We start from the raw sequence: 19,176 nt of genomic DNA on the forward strand, positions 1-19,176 counted from the left end.
TCAGGCGTGCTCCTCGTCAGGCGAGATGGTGGCACCGGCCGGGTTTCCGGTGCTCTTCTCCATGTCGATCGCCTGCTGCAGAAGCACCACGGCGGCGACCTGATCCACAATGCTACGAGACTTCTTCTGAGATCTCCCGGAACTGCGCAATGCCGCGTGGGCGGTCACGGTGCTCAGCCGTTCGTCCACGAGCCGCACCGGGAGCCCACTGCGCACCTGGAGCGCGGCCGCGAACTCGCGGGCATCCGTCGTCGAGGGGGTGTCCGTTCCCTGCATGTTCACTGGCAATCCGACGACGAACTCCAACAGGTCGTACTCCTGTGCGATCTGGACGATGCGGTCGATCGAGGCGTCATCCCGCGGCACGGTCTCCACCGGCACCGCGAGCATCCCGTCGGGATCGGAGCGCGCGACACCGACCCTCGCTCTTCCCACGTCGATGCCGAGACGCACTCCGCGACGGAACCCGCTCACGCGCTGTGCAGCTCCTGGGAGATGGCGTCGAGCGCCGCGGGGAGTGCGGCGACATCCGCTCCACCGCCCTGTGCGACGTCGTCTCGTCCGCCGCCGCCGCCGCCGAGCACGCCGGCTGCGCGCTTCGCCAGCGCACCGGCCTTCGCGCCGGCCGACCGCGCCGCCTCGTTGGTGGCGACGACCACGACCGGGCGTCCGTTGACCACGGCGCCCAGTGCCACGACAGCCGCCTCAGAACCGAGCCGATCACGAACACCGTTGACGAGATCGCGCACGTCATCCGCAGAAGCCACGTCACCGAGGTTCTGCGCAGCCAGACGGAACTCTCCGACGCGCGTCGCAGCCTCGACGATCGACGGGACCTGACCCGCCCGCTCCTTCGCCTCGAACTGCGCGATGCGCTTCTCCGCCGCCTTGAGGCTCGCGGTCAGATCGGCGATACGCTCGGGCAGCTGCTCGCGAGGAGTCTTCAACGAACTGGTGAGCTGCGACACGATGGCACGCTCAGCGGCGAGCTCGCGGAAGGCATCGGCGCCGACGAGCGCCTCGATACGGCGGTTCGATGCCCCGACCGACGACTCGCCGACCAGGCTCACCAGTCCGATCTCGGCACTCGTGCTCACGTGCGTACCCGCGCACAGCTCGCGGGACCACGGGCCGCCGATGTCGACCATGCGCACCACGTCGCCGTACTTCTCGCCGAACAGGGCCATGGCCCCGGCTTCCTTGGCCTCGTCGAGCGAGACGATGCGCGTGGTCACTTCGAGCGAGTCCTGCACCGCGCGGTTCGTGATCTCCTCGATCTCGCTTCGGGTGTCTGCCGAGAGCGCCTGCGACCACGCGAAGTCGAAGCGCATGTAGCCGGCGCGGTTCAACGACCCTGCCTGCGTCGCCGTCGGACCGAGCGTGTCGCGGAGCGCGGCGTGCACGAGGTGCGTCGCCGAGTGCGCCTGGCGGGCGGCACGGCGGTTCGCGGCATCGACGACCGTGGTCGCGATGTCGTCGACGGCGACGCTTCCGCGCGTGACCTCGACGGTGTGGCTGATCAGACCGGGAACCGGCTTCTGCACATCCAGCACTTCGAGGACGTAGCCCGGGCCAACGATCGTGCCCTTGTCAGCGACCTGGCCGCCGGACTCTGCATACAGCGTCGTCTCGGCCAGCACGACCTCGGCGATCTGACCCTCGGCGGCGCTGCGCACCGGAACGCCGTCGACGAGGAGTCCGAGCACACGCGACTCGACCTCGAGCGCCGTGTACCCGTCGAATCCGGTCTCGCCCAGGGCGCGCAGTTCACGGTAGACCGACACATCGGCGAGCTGCCGCTTGCGGTTGCGGGCGTCGTCCTTGGCGCGCTGACGCTGCTCCTGCATGAGATTGTCGAAGGCGGCACGGTCGACGTCCAGCCCCGCCTCCTCGGCGACCTCGAGCGTGAGGTCGATGGGGAAACCGTAGGTGTCGTGCAGAAGGAACGCCTCCGGCCCGCTCAGCGTCTTCCCGCCGCCCTTCCTGGTCTCGTCGAGCGCGAGGTCGAGGATCGTGGAGCCGGCGACGAGGGTGCGACGGAACGTCTCCTCCTCGGCGAACGCCGACGCCGAGAGCACCGGCCAGTCCTTCTCGAGCTCGGGGTAGGTGGTCTTCATCACGTCGCGCGACGCGGCGAAGAGCTCGGGGAAGACCGGCTCGTCGACGCCGAGCAGCCGCATCGAACGGACCGTGCGGCGCATCAGACGGCGGAGGATGTATCCGCGCCCCTCGTTGGAGGGGCGGACTCCGTCGGAGAGGAGCATGAGCGAGGACCGGACGTGGTCGGCGACGACGCGGAACCGCACGTCGTCCTCATGCTGCACGCCATAGGGCCGTCCGGAGAGTTCGACGGCACGATCGAGCACGGGCCGCACCTGGTCGGACTCGTACATGTTGTCGACGCCCTGCTTGAGGAAGGCGACGCGCTCGAGGCCCATCCCGGTGTCGATGTTCTTCATCGGGAGCTCACCGACGATGTCGAACTCGGTCTTGCCTCGGATGTTCTCGATGAAGTCCTGCATGAACACGAGGTTCCAGATCTCCAGGAACCGCGAGTCGTCGACGGCGGGGCCGCCGTCCTTGCCGTAAGCGGGGCCACGATCGAAGAAGATCTCCGAGTCGGGGCCACCCGGGCCCGGCTGACCGGTGTTCCAGTAGTTGTCCGCGCGGCCGAGACGCTGGATGCGCTCGGGCTTGAGCCCGATGATGTCGCGCCAGATCGCTTCGGCCTCGTCATCGGTCTCGTAGACCGTGACCCAGAGGTCCTTCTCGTCGAAGCCGAGACCGCCGTCGGACTCCGCACTGGTCAGCAGCTCCCAGGCGTAACGGATCGCGCCTTCCTTGAAGTAGTCGCCGAAGGACCAGTTGCCCAGCATCTGGAAGAACGTGCCGTGACGGGCGGTGCGGCCCACCTCTTCGATGTCGTTGGTGCGGATGCACTTCTGCACGTCCGCGATGCGCGGGTGCGGAGCGGGCACGACCCCGGTGAGGTACGGGATCATCGGCACCATTCCGGCGACAGTGAACAGCAGGGAAGGATCGTCGCTGACCAGAGAGGCGGAGGGGACGATGAGGTGGTCGTTCTTCTCGAAGAAGTCGAGGTAACGCTGCGCGATTTCCGCAGTTTTCATAGGGGTGCCAGGTGTCCTAGGTCGCGTGGAGAGATGGTCGCGTTGAGCGATGCTGCGCGAGGCGCGCAGGAGGTGTCAGTTCTGTTCGGGCTCTGCAAGCCGAGCGTCTTCGGCGCGGTAGGCGTCGCCGATCAGGGAGGTGAAGCCGTTGATGCGGGCATCGACCTCGGCGAGGATGTCACGACCCCGCGGGTCCTTGTTCATGAAATGGGCCGCGACGAAGCCGCCGATCACTCCGATCAGGAACCACTGCAACTTCTTCATGACGCCATCCTTGCCTCTGAGCCGCGAAGGCGCGGTGATCCCATCGTATGCAAAAACGACGAGAGGCGTCGGGTTTCCCCGACGCCTCTCGTGTATGCGGTGTATCAGCGAGCCGCGTAGTACTCGACGACGAGCTGCACTTCGCAGGTCACGGGGACCTCAGCGCGCTTCGGGCGACGGACCAGACGCGCCTGGAGCTTGTCGAGCTCGACCTCGAGGTAGCCGGGAACGGGGGGCAGGACCTCGGCGTGACCGCCGGCTGCTGCCACCTGGAAGGGCTCGGTGCCCTCGCTCTTGGGCTTGACGTGGATGAGCTGACCCGGCTTCACGCGGAACGACGGGCGGTCGACGAGCTGGCCGTCGACCAGGATGTGACGGTGCACGACGAGCTGGCGAGCCTGTGCGGTGGTGCGGGCGAAGCCCGAACGCACGACGAGGGCGTCGAGACGCATCTCGAGAAGCTCGACCAGGTTCTCACCGGTCAGGCCGTCCTGACGACGAGCCTCGTTGAACGTGTTGCGCATCTGCTTCTCGCGGATGCCGTACTGCTCACGCAGGCGCTGCTTCTCACGCAGACGGACGGCGTAGTCGCTGTCTGCCTTGCGCTTGGTGCGGCCGTGCTCACCCGGAGCGTACGGGCGCTTCTCGAGGTAGCGGGCGGCCTTCGGGGTGAGTGCGACGCCGAGGGCGCGGCTGAGACGCACCTTGCGGCGGTCCTGGGACTTCGTGGTCACGAAGCGTTCCTTCCGATGACGCGGTCGCGGCTTTCGCGACTCGCGGACGTATCGTCCGCGTTCTGCCTTGGAGCGCACGCCGGGGCGCCAGCAAGGTGTGGTGTGAACGAGGAGATGCCCGAAAACTCGGTTTCGAGCCGCTCAAGTCTAACAGATCGTGTCTCTCGACCGGATCTGCGGGTCAGCGATCGCCGAGGATGCGACGGATGCGCTCGAGCCGGGAGCCGATGTCACGCTCCGCACCGAGGTTCTTCGGCTGGTAATAGCGTCGGCCGTCCAGCTCATCCGGCAGGTACTGCTGGGGCACGATCCCGAACTCGCTGTCATGGGAGTAGACGTACCCGCGGCCGTGCCCGAGTCGCTTCGCGCCCGGATAGTGAGCGTCGCGCAGATGAAGCGGCACCCTGCCGAAACCTCCCGCACGGATGTCGGCGATCGCGGCGTCGATGCCCACATAGGCGGCGTTCGACTTGGCGGTGGTCGCCAGGTACACGGTCGCCTCCGCGAGCGGGATGCGCCCCTCCGGCATACCGATGAACGCCACGGCATCGGCAGCGGCGACGGCGATGACCATTGCCTGCGGGTCGGCGAGGCCCACGTCCTCCGACGCGGAGATGACGAGGCGCCTGGCGATGAACCGCGGATCCTCCCCCGCCTCGATCATGCGGGCCAAGTAGTGCAGCGCCGCATCGGGGTCGGATCCCCTGATCGACTTGATGAACGCACTGATGACGTCGTAGTGCTCATCACCCTGACGGTCGTACCGCAGCAGCGCCTTGTCGACCGCCTGGGCGATGTCATCGGCAGAGACCTCGGGCGGCCCCGCACTCTCGTGCTCCTCGCCACCAGCGCCGTCACCGGGCTCTCCTGTCGTGGCGTGCGACAGGGCCACGGCCGCACCGGCCTCCAACCCCGTGAGGGCGCGCCGAGCATCCCCCGATGCGAGTCTCAGGAGGGCGGATCGAGCTTCGTCGCTGAGCGTGACGGCTCCGTTGAGTCCCCTGGCATCGGTCACCGCACGGTCGACGAGCACGCCGATGTCCTCGTCGGTCAGTGGCTGCAGGGTCAGCAGCAGAGAGCGCGAGAGCAATGGTGAGATCACGGAGAAGGACGGATTCTCCGTGGTCGCGGCGATGAGGATCACCCACCCGTTCTCGACCCCGGGGAGCAGAGCGTCCTGCTGCGCCTTCGTGAAGCGGTGGATCTCGTCGAGGAAGAGGATGGTGGTCTGACCGTAGAGATCGCGTTGGTTCACCGCCTCCTGCATGACTTCGCGCACGTCCTTGACGCCGGCGGTGATGGCGGACAACTCGACGAAGCGTCGCCCCGACGAACGCGCGATGGCCTGTGCCAGCGTGGTCTTGCCGGTGCCCGGCGGCCCCCACAGGATGATCGATACGGCTCCCGGCGCTGCCGCCTTCGGATCAGCGAGGGCGACGATCGGCGAACCGGCCCGGAGCAGGTGACGCTGCCCGGCGACCTCGGCGAGGGAAGTCGGGCGCATGCGCACGGCGAGGGGCGTCTGCCCGGAGAGCAGCGGCGCGGAAGGGGTCACCCGCCAAGGCTACTCGGGGCGAGCGACATCGCCGTCTCAGGAAGTCGCCGTCACTGGAAGAGGTCGACGAACTCGAGCTGCCTCGCCTGCCCGGTCGTGCCGAGGGAGATCTGGGTGCCCGGCGCCGAGGAGACCACGCGCGGTTGCCACCCGATGCTCGACACGTGTCCTCGTCCGGACACCGTGTTGCCCGGACTCCACACCCGGAGAGCCTCCATTCGAAGCCCTCGACCGGTCGTCCCCGCCGTCACCTCGGTACCGGCACCCTGCGTGCAGACGGGTGTCATCCACCCGATGTTCTGCACATGGGCCTGAAGGCAGATGACCTTGCCGGTCTGCTGCCGCACCGCGACGGCTTCAAGACCCAGCCCCTGCCCCGTGGTGCCCCCTCCGGCGATCCATCCCCGCTGAGCGACGTGGCTGCGCACGGAGGCGTCCTGCCGCGAGACCGTCGGAGTGGGCGTCGATACCGGATACTTGGCGAACACCTGCGTGGCGTAGCCGTTGACGAGACCGATGCCGATCGTCGTGTAGTCGCCGAGGATGTTCGCGCGGTGCCCGGGCGAGTTCATCCATGCGGCGACGACGGTCGCCGACGAATAGCCGGATGCGACGTTCTCGGCTGCCCTGCTCCAACCCCCGGGAATCTGGCTCGAGTACTGCGGGTTGTGGTACATCCGGCCTTCGCGGGACTGGGTCGCCGACCAGTTCTGCGCGACCGCCGTCACATCCCCGTCCAGCACCAGCGGCGCCAGTCCGTTGGCGGCCCGCGCGGCGTTCGTATCCGCGAGGATCCGTGCGACATCCGCGTTCGGCGGTGGGATCTCCGCCGCGCTCACCGGCGGCACGACGCCGAGCACGGCAGTCGCGCTGACGACGAGAGCCGCGACCAGGTTTCGGGTCCACCGCATGAGCGTGCTCCTTTTCGGACTGAGGCGATCAATAGCCTAAAAGTAGTCGGTCCATCACGGAATGACGAGCGTTCGCCGTTGAACCGTGCCGAACGGCCGAACGCAGCGCATCGGTGCGACGGGCCGACGACGCTAGGCTCTGAGGCGAGGTCGCACAGCGACACAGTGAGGGGAAACAGGGCAGATGGCAGCACGCGGGTCCAAGAATGCACAGCAGCGCACGCAAGCGGAACGCGCCCGCATCCATGCGGCCCGCAACGCCGTGCATGAAGGACTGATCCGGCGCCGCACCCGAGACAACGCGATCGGGATCATCGTCGGCGTCGTGATCGTGTCGGCGGCGATCGCGAGCCAGGTCGTGCACGCGCAGGTCACTGCCCCCGAACCCACGCCCACACCCACGGTCGCTCCGACCGGGACACCGGCCCCCAGCGAGACACCGGCTCCCACCGAGGAGCCCGTTCCCAGCGAGGAACCGGCGCCCACCGAGTAGCCTGCACACGCTCTCCTGACGAGCGCCCTCATCGGGGCTCGGCCACCGCCAGGCGATAGCCCCGCTTGACGACCGTCTGGATGAGATCGCCACGCCCCAGGGAGTCGCGCAATCGCCCGACGGCGACTTCGACCGCTCGATCGCTGCGATGGCCGCCGGGAAGCACCTGACCGAGCTCCGCGCGCGAGAGCACGCGGCCGCGAGCGAGGAACAGCGCTTCGATCAGTGCCACCGCTCCACCCGACAGGGGGACGAAGCCGTCGTCGAGAATGACGCCTCCGCTGCGAACCTCGAGGCGTCCAGCCACCGTGAGAGCGGATCCTGCCCCGCTCCGATAGTGCGCGAGGACGCTCTCCGCCAGCCCGGCCTGCGTCGACGGCTCGACGTGTCGAGCACGCAGCCCGATCGCCCGCAGTCGGGTGGCCTCCCGTTCCTCGACGGCGATGAGGAGCAGCCTTTCCGCCTCCGTCCGCCGCCGGTTGGCGTCGAGGGCGCCGGAACTCTCCGCCGCGTCGACCCACGCCGCCGTCGACGCCGTGAACAGCACAGCGTCAGCGCCGCCGGCACCTGCGCGGTGGACGGCGCGACACAGGGCGACCGGAGCCGGTGTCGTCACTCGAGGCGTGACGACACGCAGCAGCTCCGCCCCCGCTCGTTCCAGGACGCGACGCCAGCCGTCGTCGTTCGACCCGCCCCTCCCGGCGGAGGGACCTCCGGCGGATCGCGCCTCGTCCGACACGATGATCCTGCATCCTGCGAGCACCGGGCGTGCCCCCGAACGCCCGGTCGTCATGCGGGGTTCTCCGCGCGCAGCGGCGAGGCGCGGTGCCGACCCATCGAGTGACCTCGATCGGCCCAGCCTGCGTCCATCGCTCTGACAGCGTTCCGTGCAGCATCGCTTGACGGCCTCGGATGCGGTGACACAGACTCGCCGCTGGGGAGCGACTGCTCCTGGGCATCGCCCGAGCCCGTGCGCAGCGGGGACTCTTCGCACAGGATCCCGACCGCGGCCAGCCGTTCCCGCAACGCCGAACGCTGCCCCCGACGGACTCCCCGCAGCTCGATCCGCGAGTCGACGACCTGCAGCGACAGGCCGAGGTCCAGCGCGATGCAGCCGATGTCGACGAGCTGCTGCGGGCCGAACTCCCCTCCCCCCGCTTCGGAGAGGCTCACGCGACTGCCGTCAGACGCCGAGCCGACCACACGACGTGCCCGCTCGCTGGAGGCGTCTTCCCCTTTCTGCGGCAACCGCTCGTCAGCCAGCTCCAAGAGCGCACGAGCCACAGCCAGACTGCAACGCGCACAGTCGGGCTCCCTTCCAAGACGCCCCCCGAACTCGGTGAATGTGGTCAATCCTTCTGTGCGGATCACTTCCCGGAGTTCGCGCGACGACATCCCGATGTGGACGCAGGCCGGGATCGTCCCACCCTCGTCCGGAGCCGTACGCCCCAGCTCCTCGGCGACCTCGCCCCGTAGCCGTTCGCCGACGGCCCGCCGAAAGGCGACATGTCCGCTCGTATCGCCCACGAGGATGCCCCCGAGGAGAGTCTGCGCATCGTCGCTCAGGACCAGCTTGCGGTAGACACCGCCGCGACGGGAGAGCGTGACGACGTCGACCGCCCCCGGAGAAGCCGCCCACGGCTCGCCGAAGCTCACGATGTCGACCCCGGCGATGGTGCGGTGGAGATAGGCTTCGTGCCCCGTGAACCGCGACGCTCCCCCGCACGCCCGCTCCGCTGCGACCTCCGCCATGGAGTGCGCGCCCGCGGCGGAATCGACAGCACGGTCGTCGAAGCGGGCCGCTTCGCCGATCGCGAGGATGTGTGGATCCGAAGTGACGCACCGATCGTCGATGATGACCCCGCCCTGCGCGTGCACACCGAGCCCCGCGTTGCGGGCGAGTTCGTCACGCGGACGCACGCCGACCGTGAACAGCACGACATCCGCCCGTTGGAAGGTCCCGTCCTGGAACTCGAGAGCAGTGACCGCACCCGAGTCGTCCGCGTCGAGCCGCGTCGTCCTCGTACGCGTGCGCACCGCGATGCCTCGATCTGCGAGAGCGGACTGCAGCACGCCGGCACCCACCTCATCCAACCGGTCGGGCAGCAAGCGATCCGCATGCTGCACGATCGTGGTTGCGACCCCCGCCGCGTCCAGAGCGACCGCCGCTTCGAGCCCGCGTCGACCTCCCCCGATCACGACGCCGCGCAGCGGGCGCCCCAGGACGCCGGATCGCGCCTCGACGAAGGTCCGGATCGCTTCCGCGTCCTCGATCGAGTGCAGCACGAAGCACCCGGGAAGCCGAGCTCCCGATACGGCAACCTGCGAAGCGAACGAACCGGTGGCGAGCACCAGCGTGTCGTAGGAGTATGTGCGCCGGGAGCGCGTTCGCACGGTGCGGGCCGTGCGATCGATGCGCAGCACGCGGTCATCACGCACCAGCCGGACGCGGTCGTCACGGAAGACGGAGCGGTCCAGTTGGAGCTCTGCGGGATCGTCGCCGGAGAGGAGCCCCGCCACCTCGGACCTGTCGTACGGACCGTACCCCTCGTCTCCGATGACCGTAACCCGCGCGGCCGTGCCCGGGTCGCGGAGCAGCCGCTCGACGAATCGATGCGCCGCCATCCCCGCTCCGACGACGACGATCTCGCCCGGTGGGGATGTGGTGTCCTTCATACTGCTCCTGTCGACCGGATGACTGTCGTCCTGGCGACCCTAAGAGGGTCGTGTTTCCCGGAGATGACGAGCTGTGTGTCCTCCGTCGAAAGATCTCATTACAGAACGGTAACGATCCCGCGTGACGCCCGGGCCTCACCCGCGGCGCTTCGGCGTACTAGGCTGAGCCTCGTCCTTTCCGCCTCCCGCGGCCCGACCGCGCAAGGAGAATCACGTGTCTGCCAACGAGCCCACGAAGCCGACTCCCCCCATCCCCGGACCCCCCTCCGTGCCGATGCCCCGCAAGGCACCGACGCCGGCCGCCGTCGCGCCTGCCGCACCGGTGCCCGCCGCATCGTCGACGTCGGCGGAATGGGGGCGCGTCACCGAGGACGGAACCGTCGAGGTCAAGGAAGGCGACGCCTGGCGCGTCGTCGGCCAGTACCCGGACGGTACGCCCGATGAGGCCCTCGCCTACTTCGTCCGCAAGTTCGACGACATCGCCTTCAAGGTGCATGCACTCGAACAGCGCCATCAGGCCGGCGGCGCATCCGCGAGCGACCTCGCCAAGCAGGCGAAGCACCTGATCGACGAAGCCACCGATGCCGCCGCGGTCGGTGACCTTGCCGGTCTTCGCGATCGACTCAACGCTCTGACCTCGTCTCTCTCGGAGGCGACGGAACAGAAGGCGAAGCAGGCGAAGGAACTCGTCGACAAGGCGATCGCCGAGCGAACCGAACTCGTCGAGCGCGCCGAGGCGATCGCCGCACGTGACCTCAGCAAGGTGCAGTGGAAGCAGGTCACGGCTGAGCTCGGAGAGCTGTTCGACGCCTGGCAGGCGCAGCAGCAGAACGGGCCGCGCCTGTCGAAGGGAATCTCCCAGCAGCTCTGGAAGCGTTTCCGGGACGCTCGGGCCGTCGTGGACAAGCAGCGCCGCGCCTTCTACTCCGAGCTCGACGACGCTCACAAGGTCGCCCGCGACGCGAAGACCCGTCTCGTGGAGCGTGCGGAAGCCCTCGCCCCCCGCGGTACCGACGGAATCCCCGCCTACCGCAACCTCCTCGACGAGTGGAAGGCGTCCGGCCGCGCCGGACGAAAGGCCGATGACGCGCTGTGGGCGCGCTTCAAGGCCGCGGGCGACGCCCTCTATGCCGCCCGTGCCGAGCAGGCTGCCGCTGAAGAAGCGGATTCCGCTCCGAAGATAGAGGCACGCGAAGCACTCCTCGAAGAGGCGAAGGGTGTCGCAGACGAGCCCAACATCAAGCGAGCTCGCGCGCTCCTGACCCGCATCCAGCGGCAGTGGGACGAGATCGGACGCATCTTCCCCCGGGACAAGGAGCGGGCGCTCGACGACAAGCTCCGCGCCATCGAACAGGGTCTCAAGGCCCGGGAAGATGTGGACTGGAAGAAGAACAACCCCGAGACCAAGGCGCGCGCGAACGACATGAGCTCCCAACTGCTGGAAGCCATCGAGAAGCTCGAGGCCGAGGTCGCCGCGGCGGAGAAGGCCGGCGACACGAAGGCTGCCAAGGCCGCAGCGGATGCTCTGGAAGCACGCCGAGCCTGGCTGAGCGCACTCGGAAGCTGACCCGTTCTCCACAGGTCCCGCACGACGACGGACGAGGCGGGGTGCACTGCGTCAGACTGACGTGATGCACCCCGCCCTTCTGTACCTGCCCGGCGTTCGGCTGAGTGAGGCGGAGCTCAGCGCGGCACGGATCGACGGGCATGTGGTCGAGGTCGGGGACGCCTATGTCCCGGCGGACCTGATCGAGGGATCGGATGTCAGGGCGAGCGCTGTCGCATCGCTGGTTCGCGCAGGAACCGCGGCGTCAGGGCCGACGGCTGCGTGGATCCATGGCGCCGGCGATGGTCCACCGGGCGTGCATCATGTGCGACGGTGCGTCGAACGACGGATCCGTGCGACGACGAACTCACGACTCGTCTTCCACGACACCGTCGTCGCCTCTTCCGAACTGGAGTCGATCGGCGGAATCCTCGTCACAACGCCGGTGCGGACCATGCTCGATCTCGCCACGACCGTGCACCGCGATCCGCGCGTGCTGACCTGGATGGACAGACTCGCGCTCGTGTCGCCCGACGTGCCGGAGGAGGCGTCCGCCATGCTGCGCCGCATGTCGCGCGTTCCTGGAAGCCGCGCGGGACGGGCCGTGCTGGACAGGCTCGCGGTCAGGAAGAGGTGACGCGATAGACGTCGTACACGGCGTCGATCCTGCGTACCGCGTTGAGCACGCGATCGAGGTGCACGGCATCACCCATCTCGAAGACGAATCGGCTCAGAGCGAGTCGCTCGTCCGTCGTCGTGACCGTCGCCGAGAGGATGTTGACATGGTGCTCGCTCAACACGCGGGTGACATCGGAGAGAAGCCCCGAACGGTCGAGCGCCTCGACCTGGATCTGCACCCTGAAGACGCTCTTGGTGGTGGGAGCCCAGGAGACCTCGACGAATCGGTCCTGTTCGGCACCCAGCGCCTTCACGTTCACGCAGTCCGCACGGTGGACCGAGACGCCGCTGCCACGGGTCACGAACCCGACGATCTGGTCGCCCGGAACCGGGGTGCAGCATTTCGCGAGCTTGACGAGGATGTCATTGGCGCCGCGCACCAGCACGCCGGAGTCACCCGACCGCGGCTCACGCGTCTGCACGCTGCCGGGAAGGTCGATGGCCCCCGTCGCGGGGTCGTTCGCCGCGACGAGTGCGGTGACCTTCTCCAGCACGGATTGGGTCGAGACGTGCCCCTCGCCGACCGCCGCATAGAGCGCGGAGACGTCCTCGTAGTGCATGCCCCGTGCCACTTCCGTGAAGGAGTCATGGCTCATGAGTCGCTGCAGCGGCAGGTTCTGTCGACGCATCGCCCTCGCGATGGCCTCCTTGCCCTGCTCGATCGCCTCCTCGCGGCGCTCCTTCGTGAACCACCCGCGGATCTTGTTGCGGGCGCGCGTGCTCGCAACGAACCCGAGCCAGTCCTGGCTGGGTCCCGCGTCGGGGTTCTTCGAGGTGAACACCTCGACGACGTCACCGCTCTTGAGCTCGGACTCCAGAGGCACCAGGCGACCGTTGACCTTGGCGCCCATCGTGCGGTGGCCGATCTCGGTGTGCACGGCGTAGGCGAAGTCCACCGGGGTCGCGCCGGAGGGCAGCCCGATCACCCGGCCCTTCGGCGTGAAGACGTAGACCTCCTTCGCGCCGATCTCGAACCGGAGGGATTCCAGGAACTCTCCAGGGTCGGCGGTCTCGGCCTGCCAGTCGGAGATGTGCGCGAGCCAGGCCATGTCGGTGTCGGACGCGCGGACCTCGGTCTTGCCGCCGCCGTTCATCCGCTCCTTGTACATCCAGTGCGCAGCGACGCCGTACTCGGCCTGCTGGTGCATCTCATGGGTGCGGATCTGGATCTCGACCGTGCGGCCGGCGGGGCCGATCACCGTGGTGTGCAGTGACTGGTACAGGTTGAACTTGGGTGTGGCGATGTAGTCCTTGAAACGACCCGGCAGCGGAGTCCAGCGTGCGTGGATGGCTCCGAGCACCGCATAGCAGTCGCGCACGGAGGACACCAGCACCCGGATGCCGATCAGGTCGTAGATGTCGTCGAACTCACGGCCGCGGATGACCATCTTCTGGTACACCGAGTAGAGCTGCTTGGGGCGCCCGACGACCTTGCCACGGATGCGGAGATCCCGCAGGTCTTCGTCGATCTCCTCGACGACCTGGTTCAGGTACTTCTCGCGCTGCGGGGTGCGCTGCGCGATGAGGCTGTGGATCTCGTTGTAGATCTTCGGGTGCAGCACCGCGAAGGAGAGATCCTCGAGCTCCGACTTGATCGCCTGGATTCCGAGCCGATTCGCCAACGGAGCGTAGATCTCCAGGGTCTCCTTGGCCTTCTTCGCCGCCTTCTCCGGCGGAACGAAACCCCAGGTGCGCGCGTTGTGGAGGCGGTCGGCGAGCTTGATCAGCAGCACTCGGATGTCCTTGGACATCGCGACGATCATCTTGCGGACGGTCTCGGCCTGCGCGCTCTCGCCGTACTTCACCTTGTCGAGCTTGGTGACGCCGTCGACGAGCATCGCGACCTCGTCGCCGAACTCGGCGGTGAGATCGGTCAGCGCGTACCCGGTGTCCTCGACGGTGTCGTGCAGCAGCGCTGCGGCGATCGCCCGCGGCCCGAGACCGAGTTCGGCGAGGATCTGGGCGACCGCGAGCGGGTGGGTGATGTACGGCTCACCGCTCTGGCGCTTTTGCCCCTCGTGCTTCTCCTTGGCGACCGCGTAGGCCCTCTCGATCACCGAGAAGTCGCCCTTGGGGTGGTTCGCCCGGACTGTGCGGATCAGATTGTCGAGGTCATTGATCCTCGACGCGCGGGAGAAGATACGGGGAACCAGCCGTCGCAGACTCGAGCCCTGCGATGACGTCTGCGGTTCCGCCATCTACTCACCTCCTGATCGATCAATCCTACGCGTGCTGTGCGGAACCGGCCCCGCTGAGGAACCGATCAGACCTCGACGGCCGCCCTGCTGCGAGCTTCTCGGATGCGGGCATCCCGTGCCTTCAGCTGCGGCTCGTTCTCGCGGAACAGCGAGTAGAGCGGAGCAGCCACGAAGAGCGTCGAGTAGGTGGCTACGAGAATGCCGACGAAGATCGAGAGCGAGATGTCGGTGAGCGACTCCGCGCCCAGCCAGAACGCGCCGATGAAGAGCACCGCGCCGACCGGCAGAGCAGCGACGACGGACGTGTTGATGGAGCGCACGAGCGTCTGGTTCACCGCGAGGTTGACCGACTCGCCGAACAAGCGGGCGGACTTCTCCCCGTCTTCGGTCGTGTTCTCGCGGATCTTGTCGAACACGACCGTGGTGTCGTACAGCGAGTACGCGAGGATGGTGAGGAAGCCGATCACGGCCGCCGGCGAGATCTCGAAGCCGGCCAGCGCGTAGATGCCCACAGTGATCACGAGCACGTCGAGGAGACCGATGATGGCCGCAGCCGACATCTTCCAGGTGCGGAAGTAGATCGCCAGGATCAGGAAGGTCAGGGCGAGGAAGATCGCGAGACCCCACAGCGACTGCTTGGTGACGTTCTCACCCCACGCGGGTCCGATGAAGGAGGAAGTGACGTCGGACGGATCGACGCCGTATGCCTTCGCCAGTGCCTCGCCGACCTGCTGGGTCTCGGCAGCGCTCATCTGGTCGGTCTGGACGCGGACGTCCTTGCCGCTGACGACGACGACCTTGGTCGCAGCGCCGGGGACGACCGATTGCACGGCTGTGGTCGCCGTCTCCTGATCGAGGCTGTCCGGCGCCTGCACGGTGAACTGCGATCCACCCGTGAACTCGATCGAGAACTGGATAGGACGGATGAGCGGCACCAACGCCGAGCCGACGACCAGGATGATCGCGATGATGAACCACAGACGGCGCTTGCCGACGAACGGGAAGGAGGTCTTCCCGGAGTAGAGGTTGTTGCCGAACTCATTCATGGAAGGCATCAGGCGTCTCCCTCACTTCCGGCTTTGGTGGATCTCTCGCCCGTGAGGGCCTCGGCGCGCTTGCGTTCGGCGATCGTCTGTCTGCGGTCGGCCTCGCCGCGGGACCGCGCGTTCTTCGCGCCCCGCCCGACCGACGCCGTGGTGACCTCTCGGTACTGCGAGCGGCTGCGGTACACGGCCCCGAGAGCTTCGGGATCGAGTCCGGACAGCTTGTGGCCGCCGCCGAAGAAGCGGGTGCGCGCGAGAAGTTGCATCACCGGGTGCGTGAAGATCACGAAGATGAACACATCGATGAGCGTCGTGAGTCCGAGCGTGAAGGCGAAGCCCTTCACCGTGGCATCGGCCAGGATGTAGAGGACGACCGCCGCGAGGATGTTGATCGACTTGGAGATGTAGATCGTGCGCTTCGCACGACCCCAGCCGTCCTCGACCGCCGCGGTGATCGACTTCCCGTCACGGAGCTCGTCTCGTATTCGTTCGAAGTACACGATGAACGAGTCGGCGGTGAAGCCGATGGACACGATGAGACCGGCGACACCGGCGAGCGAGAGGCGGAACCCGATTCGCCACGCCAGGATGCAGATGATGATGTAGGTGAGCACCGCCATCACCGCGATCGACGCGATGATCACCGACCCGAGCGCTCGATAGACGATCAGCGAGTAGATCGCCACCAGCGCGAGCCCGATGAGGCCCGCGATGAGACCGATCTGCAGCTGCTGCGTACCCAGCGTCGCCGAGATCGTGTCGGAGCTCTGCACCGTGAAGCTCAGCGGAAGGGCGCCGAACTTGAGCTGATCGGCGAGAGTGGTCGCGGACTCCTGCGTGAAGCTTCCGGAGATGCTGGGGCGACCATCGAGGATCTGCCCGTTCATCCGCGGAGCGCTGATCACGTTGCCGTCCAGCACGAAGGCGAACTGATCCCGCGGCGTGAGCCCGTCGATGCGGTTCTGGTTCAGGCGGGTGCTGACCTTGCCGAACGCATCGGCCCCGTCGCCGTTCATCGTGAGCTGCACCAGCCAGGCACCCGACTTCGGGTCGCGACCGGCCGAGGCGTCGGTGATGGCGGTGCCGTCGAGCTCTGCCGGTCCGAGGATGTACTTGGCGCTCCCGTCCGCCGAGCAGGCGATGAGCGGCTGGTCCTTCGGCGCCTTGGAGGCGTCGTTCTCCGGGTTCGCGCAGTCGTATGCCTGGAACTCCGCGGCCAGCTTGTCGGTGACCCAGGAGAGGTCGCTCGCGTCGGTCGGCTCGGCCGTCGGCGTCGAGTTCAGACCCGGATCCGGGCTGGGATACGGCGTCGAGTTGCCGTCCTCGCCCACGAACTCGTTGGTCGCCGCCGTCGTGTAGAGCACGGGACGGAACTCCAGCTGAGCACTGGACTGGATCCGCTCCCGCGTCTGCGCGTCGGCCTCACCGGGGATCTGGACGACGATGTTCTGTCCGCCCTCGGTCGTGATGTCGGCCTCGGCGACGCCGGACGCATCGACACGCTGCCGGATGATCGCCGCGGCCTGGTCGAGCTGCTCGGACGACGGAGCCGCTCCGTCCTCGGTCTCCGCACTCAGCACGATCTGTGTGCCGCCCTGCAGATCGAGGGCGAGCTCAGGTGTCCACGAGCTCGCGGCCTCCCCGTTGCTGTCCTTGAAGACGTACACGCCCAGTGCGTTGATGCCGAAGAGCACGCCCGTCACGAGGAGCAGGCCGAGAAGGACCCGCCAGGCGTGACGGACGGGAGAGGATGAAGCCACGTGTGTTCAGCTTTCTGGAAGGACGGAGATCCGAGGGGCCGCGTCGGCCTCGGCGTTACTTGTCGTCGGCGTCGCGCTCGAGGCGAGCGCGGGTCTCCTCGGGGGTCTCGACAGCCGGAGCGACCGGCTCATCGGCGACCGGCTCCTCGACGACACGCTCCTCGACGATGTCGTCCGACGGTGCGTCGACGACGACATCCTTGGGCTCGACCACGCGCAGGATGGCCTGGCTGTGCACGTCGATGATGGTGCCGGGAGCGATCTCGACGAGCGCGGGGGTGTCGAGGTCGTCGGGGTCGTACGCGACGATCGTCCCGTAGATGCCGCCCTGCAGGAGCACCTTGGCGCCCGGGACGGTCTTGGTGGCCTTCTCCTCCTGCTCGGCCTTCATCTGCTTCGTGCGCTTGCGCGTGTTGAAGATCATGAAGACGAGGAGAACGGCGAGGAGGCCGAAGAGCAGGAATTCCATGGGCATGGGGGAAGCGCCTTTCTCAGGTGCACGCTCCAGCCTTTGGGCGCGCGAAGGTATCCGGGAAGTCTTCAGTGATTATAGGTCATCCAACTTAAGCATCCCGTCCGGATGCGCGACACCCAGGTGCGCGTACGCCTCCGGCATCGCCACACGGCCGCGGGGCGTGCGCCCGAGGAACCCGATGCGCACGAGGTACGGCTCGACCACGCTCTCCACGGTCTCGGCTTCCTCACCGACGGCGACAGCGAGCGTGCTGAGGCCGACCGGGCCACCGCGGAACCGTCGGACGAGCGCTTCGAGCACGGCACGGTCCAGGCGGTCGAGACCGATCGGATCGACGTCGTACAGATCCAGGGCCGCACGGACCTCGCGGATGGTCGCAACTCCCCCCGTGTGCACCAGCGCATAATCGCGCACCCGGCGAAGGAGGCGATTCGCGATGCGCGGGGTGCCGCGGGACCGTCGGGCGATCTCGGCGAGCGAGTCGGTCGGGAGGTCGACGCCGAGCACGGCCGCGGATCGTGCGATCACCTGCTCCAGCTCGCCCACCTCGTAGAACTCGAGGTGACCGGTGAACCCGAAGCGGTCGCGGAGCGGGTTGGGCAGCAGCCCGGAGCGAGTCGTCGCGCCGACCAGGGTGAACGGCGAGAGCTCGAGCGGGATGCTCGTCGCTCCCGCGCCCTTTCCCACCATGATGTCGATGCGGTAGTCCTCCATCGCGAGATAGAGCATCTCCTCGGCGGAGCGCGCCATGCGGTGGATCTCGTCGATGAAGAGCACTTCACCGGGGACCAGGCTCGAGAGCAGGGCCGCGAGATCACCGGCGTGCTGGATCGCCGGGCCGCTGGACAGCCGGAGCGGACGTTCGCTCTCGTGTGCGACGATCATCGCGAGCGTCGTCTTCCCCAGGCCGGGAGGTCCCGCCAAGAGGATGTGATCGGCGGGACGACTCTGGATGCGGGCGGCCTCGAGGAGCAGCTGCAGCTGACCGCGCACCTTCTGCTGGCCCACGAACTCTCCGAGGCTCGTCGGCCGCAGGGCGCCTTCGATGGCGAGTTCGGTCTCGTCGGAGGGCTCGCTGGCGTCGAGGGGATCAGACACGCGCCTGGCCTCCCTGCGCCGGGCCGAGCAGGGCGAGCGTACGACGAAGCAGAGAGGCGACGGACGCGCTCTCCGCCTCTGTGGCATCCGCTGCCGTCTGGGCGGCGGCGTCTGCGGCGACCTTCTCCGACCAGCCGAGCCCCACGAGTGCCGCGGCCACCTGCGTGACGACATCGGCGCCGCCGCCCGCGGCGGGCTTCGCCGGAGCCGCGAACGCCTGCACCTTGCCGGCGAGCTGCAGCACGATGAGCTTCGCCGTCTTGGGGCCGATGCCGGAAACGCGTCGGAAGGGGGCGTCATCCTCCGCGGTGACGGCCTCGGCGATCTGATCGCTCGTGAGGTGCGAGAGCACGCCGAGTGCCGACTTCGGACCGACGCCGGTCACGCTGATCAGCAGTCCGAAGATCTCGAGCTCACCGCGGTCGGCGAAGCCGAACAGCGACAGCGAGTCCTCACGGACGATGAGGCTGGTGTGCAGCAGCAGCTTCTCTCCCACCGTCGCGGTGTGCGCGACATCGGCGGGCACCGCGACCGCGAATCCGACCCCGCCCACATCGATGACGACCTGATCGGATGCCGCATGCAGGACGACGCCGTGCAGAGAGGAGATCATC

The 19,176-nt window shown here is 67.8% G+C and carries 17 protein-coding genes; 3 read left to right on the forward strand and 14 right to left on the reverse strand.

Translation table 11 applies throughout. The features are described 5' to 3' along the window. From ruvX to HDC31_RS09425, 6 genes are all read right to left on the reverse strand, one after another. Positions 1-474 (reverse strand): Holliday junction resolvase RuvX, encoded by a 474-nt coding sequence (gene ruvX / locus HDC31_RS09400; protein ID WP_046747152.1) that lies wholly within the window; start codon positions 472-474, stop codon positions 1-3. Next, positions 471-3,131: an alanine--tRNA ligase gene (alaS, locus tag HDC31_RS09405; protein WP_061018713.1), complete on the reverse strand. Its 2,661-nt coding sequence runs from the start codon at positions 3,129-3,131 to the stop codon at positions 471-473. Before alaS ends, ruvX begins: the two co-directional genes overlap by 4 nt. A 75-nt stretch (positions 3,132-3,206) precedes the next feature. Then, positions 3,207-3,395: a hypothetical protein gene (locus HDC31_RS09410; RefSeq protein ID WP_046747154.1), complete on the reverse strand. Its 189-nt coding sequence runs from the start codon at positions 3,393-3,395 to the stop codon at positions 3,207-3,209. Positions 3,396-3,499: 104 nt separating this feature from the next. Next, complete coding sequence (rpsD, locus tag HDC31_RS09415; RefSeq protein WP_052748643.1) at positions 3,500-4,129, reverse strand: 30S ribosomal protein S4; 630 nt, start codon at positions 4,127-4,129, stop codon at positions 3,500-3,502. Between the two features lie 181 nt (positions 4,130-4,310). Continuing rightward, positions 4,311-5,633 carry a replication-associated recombination protein A gene (locus HDC31_RS09420; protein ID WP_218867732.1) on the reverse strand — a complete coding sequence of 441 codons (1,323 nt, stop codon included), beginning with the start codon at positions 5,631-5,633 and terminating at the stop codon, positions 4,311-4,313. 101 nt (positions 5,634-5,734) lie between these two features. Then, on the reverse strand, positions 5,735-6,595 hold the full coding sequence (locus HDC31_RS09425; protein WP_179516030.1) for a CAP domain-containing protein: 861 nt from the start codon (positions 6,593-6,595) through the stop codon (positions 5,735-5,737). Positions 6,596-6,779: 184 nt separating this feature from the next. On the opposite strand from HDC31_RS09425, the gene HDC31_RS09430 reads away from it, so the two are divergent. Beyond that, on the forward strand, positions 6,780-7,088 hold the full coding sequence (locus HDC31_RS09430; protein ID WP_046747155.1) for a hypothetical protein: 309 nt from the start codon (positions 6,780-6,782) through the stop codon (positions 7,086-7,088). Positions 7,089-7,116: 28 nt separating this feature from the next. Here HDC31_RS09430 and HDC31_RS09435 read toward each other — a convergent pair whose 3' ends face one another. Together HDC31_RS09435 and HDC31_RS09440 are read right to left on the reverse strand one after the other, a co-directional pair. Next, positions 7,117-7,881, reverse strand: a complete 765-nt coding sequence (locus tag HDC31_RS09435) for a winged helix-turn-helix domain-containing protein (RefSeq protein ID WP_179516031.1) — start codon at positions 7,879-7,881, stop codon at positions 7,117-7,119. Beyond that, on the reverse strand, positions 7,878-9,764 hold the full coding sequence (locus tag HDC31_RS09440; RefSeq protein WP_113681284.1) for an NAD(P)/FAD-dependent oxidoreductase: 1,887 nt from the start codon (positions 9,762-9,764) through the stop codon (positions 7,878-7,880). Before HDC31_RS09440 ends, HDC31_RS09435 begins: the two co-directional genes overlap by 4 nt. Before the next feature lie 214 nt (positions 9,765-9,978). Here HDC31_RS09440 and HDC31_RS09445 point away from each other — a divergent pair, with 214 nt between their 5' ends. Next, positions 9,979-11,331 (forward strand): DUF349 domain-containing protein, encoded by a 1,353-nt coding sequence (locus HDC31_RS09445; protein WP_179516032.1) that lies wholly within the window; start codon positions 9,979-9,981, stop codon positions 11,329-11,331. A 64-nt stretch (positions 11,332-11,395) separates the two neighbouring features. Beyond that, positions 11,396-11,947, forward strand: coding sequence for a hypothetical protein (locus HDC31_RS09450; protein ID WP_058633073.1), 552 nt, complete (start codon positions 11,396-11,398; stop codon positions 11,945-11,947). Here the strand turns inward: HDC31_RS09450 and HDC31_RS09455 are convergent. From HDC31_RS09455 to ruvA, 6 genes are all read right to left on the reverse strand, one after another. Next, complete coding sequence (locus HDC31_RS09455) at positions 11,934-14,186, reverse strand: bifunctional (p)ppGpp synthetase/guanosine-3',5'-bis(diphosphate) 3'-pyrophosphohydrolase (protein WP_046747156.1); 2,253 nt, start codon at positions 14,184-14,186, stop codon at positions 11,934-11,936. The two genes, HDC31_RS09450 and HDC31_RS09455, sit on opposite strands and share 14 nt — an antisense overlap. Positions 14,187-14,251: 65 nt before the next feature. Further along, positions 14,252-15,241: a protein translocase subunit SecF gene (gene secF / locus HDC31_RS09460; RefSeq protein ID WP_046747157.1), complete on the reverse strand. Its 990-nt coding sequence runs from the start codon at positions 15,239-15,241 to the stop codon at positions 14,252-14,254. Continuing rightward, a complete protein-coding gene (gene secD / locus HDC31_RS09465) occupies positions 15,241-16,989 on the reverse strand; it encodes a protein translocase subunit SecD (protein WP_046747158.1) in 1,749 nt (582 codons plus the stop codon). The genes secF and secD overlap by 1 nt, the downstream gene beginning before the upstream one ends. A gap of 55 nt (positions 16,990-17,044) precedes the next feature. After that, positions 17,045-17,464, reverse strand: coding sequence for a preprotein translocase subunit YajC (yajC, locus tag HDC31_RS09470; RefSeq protein WP_374168973.1), 420 nt, complete (start codon positions 17,462-17,464; stop codon positions 17,045-17,047). Between the two features lie 72 nt (positions 17,465-17,536). Then, positions 17,537-18,562 (reverse strand): Holliday junction branch migration DNA helicase RuvB, encoded by a 1,026-nt coding sequence (ruvB, locus tag HDC31_RS09475; protein ID WP_058633076.1) that lies wholly within the window; start codon positions 18,560-18,562, stop codon positions 17,537-17,539. Beyond that, positions 18,555-19,175 (reverse strand): Holliday junction branch migration protein RuvA, encoded by a 621-nt coding sequence (gene ruvA, locus HDC31_RS09480; protein WP_046747161.1) that lies wholly within the window; start codon positions 19,173-19,175, stop codon positions 18,555-18,557. The genes ruvB and ruvA overlap by 8 nt, the downstream gene beginning before the upstream one ends. Between the last annotated feature and the right edge of the window lies 1 nt (position 19,176).

Origin of the sequence: Microbacterium sp. JAI119 (assembly GCF_013410135.1) — a bacterium.
GTDB classification, from domain to species: Bacteria; Actinomycetota; Actinomycetes; order Actinomycetales; family Microbacteriaceae; genus Microbacterium; species Microbacterium oxydans.

Bases quoted from the DNA above. Each gene is read 5' to 3' on its own strand.
- alaS (WP_061018713.1), bottom strand. From the start codon at position 3,131: ATGAAAACTGCGGAAATCGCGCAGCGTTACCTCGACTTCTTCGAGAAG.
- HDC31_RS09410 (WP_046747154.1), bottom strand. From the start codon at position 3,395: ATGAAGAAGTTGCAGTGGTTCCTGATCGGAGTGATCGGCGGCTTCGTC.
- HDC31_RS09420 (WP_218867732.1), bottom strand. From the start codon at position 5,633: ATGCGCCCGACTTCCCTCGCCGAGGTCGCCGGGCAGCGTCACCTGCTC.
- HDC31_RS09425 (WP_179516030.1), bottom strand. From the start codon at position 6,595: ATGCGGTGGACCCGAAACCTGGTCGCGGCTCTCGTCGTCAGCGCGACT.
- HDC31_RS09430 (WP_046747155.1), top strand. From the start codon at position 6,780: ATGGCAGCACGCGGGTCCAAGAATGCACAGCAGCGCACGCAAGCGGAA.
- HDC31_RS09435 (WP_179516031.1), bottom strand. From the start codon at position 7,881: ATGACGACCGGGCGTTCGGGGGCACGCCCGGTGCTCGCAGGATGCAGG.
- HDC31_RS09440 (WP_113681284.1), bottom strand. From the start codon at position 9,764: ATGAAGGACACCACATCCCCACCGGGCGAGATCGTCGTCGTCGGAGCG.
- HDC31_RS09450 (WP_058633073.1), top strand. From the start codon at position 11,396: ATGCACCCCGCCCTTCTGTACCTGCCCGGCGTTCGGCTGAGTGAGGCG.
- HDC31_RS09455 (WP_046747156.1), bottom strand. From the start codon at position 14,186: ATGGCGGAACCGCAGACGTCATCGCAGGGCTCGAGTCTGCGACGGCTG.
- secF (WP_046747157.1), bottom strand. From the start codon at position 15,241: ATGCCTTCCATGAATGAGTTCGGCAACAACCTCTACTCCGGGAAGACC.
- yajC (WP_374168973.1), bottom strand. From the start codon at position 17,464: ATGCCCATGGAATTCCTGCTCTTCGGCCTCCTCGCCGTTCTCCTCGTC.
- ruvA (WP_046747161.1), bottom strand. From the start codon at position 19,175: ATGATCTCCTCTCTGCACGGCGTCGTCCTGCATGCGGCATCCGATCAG.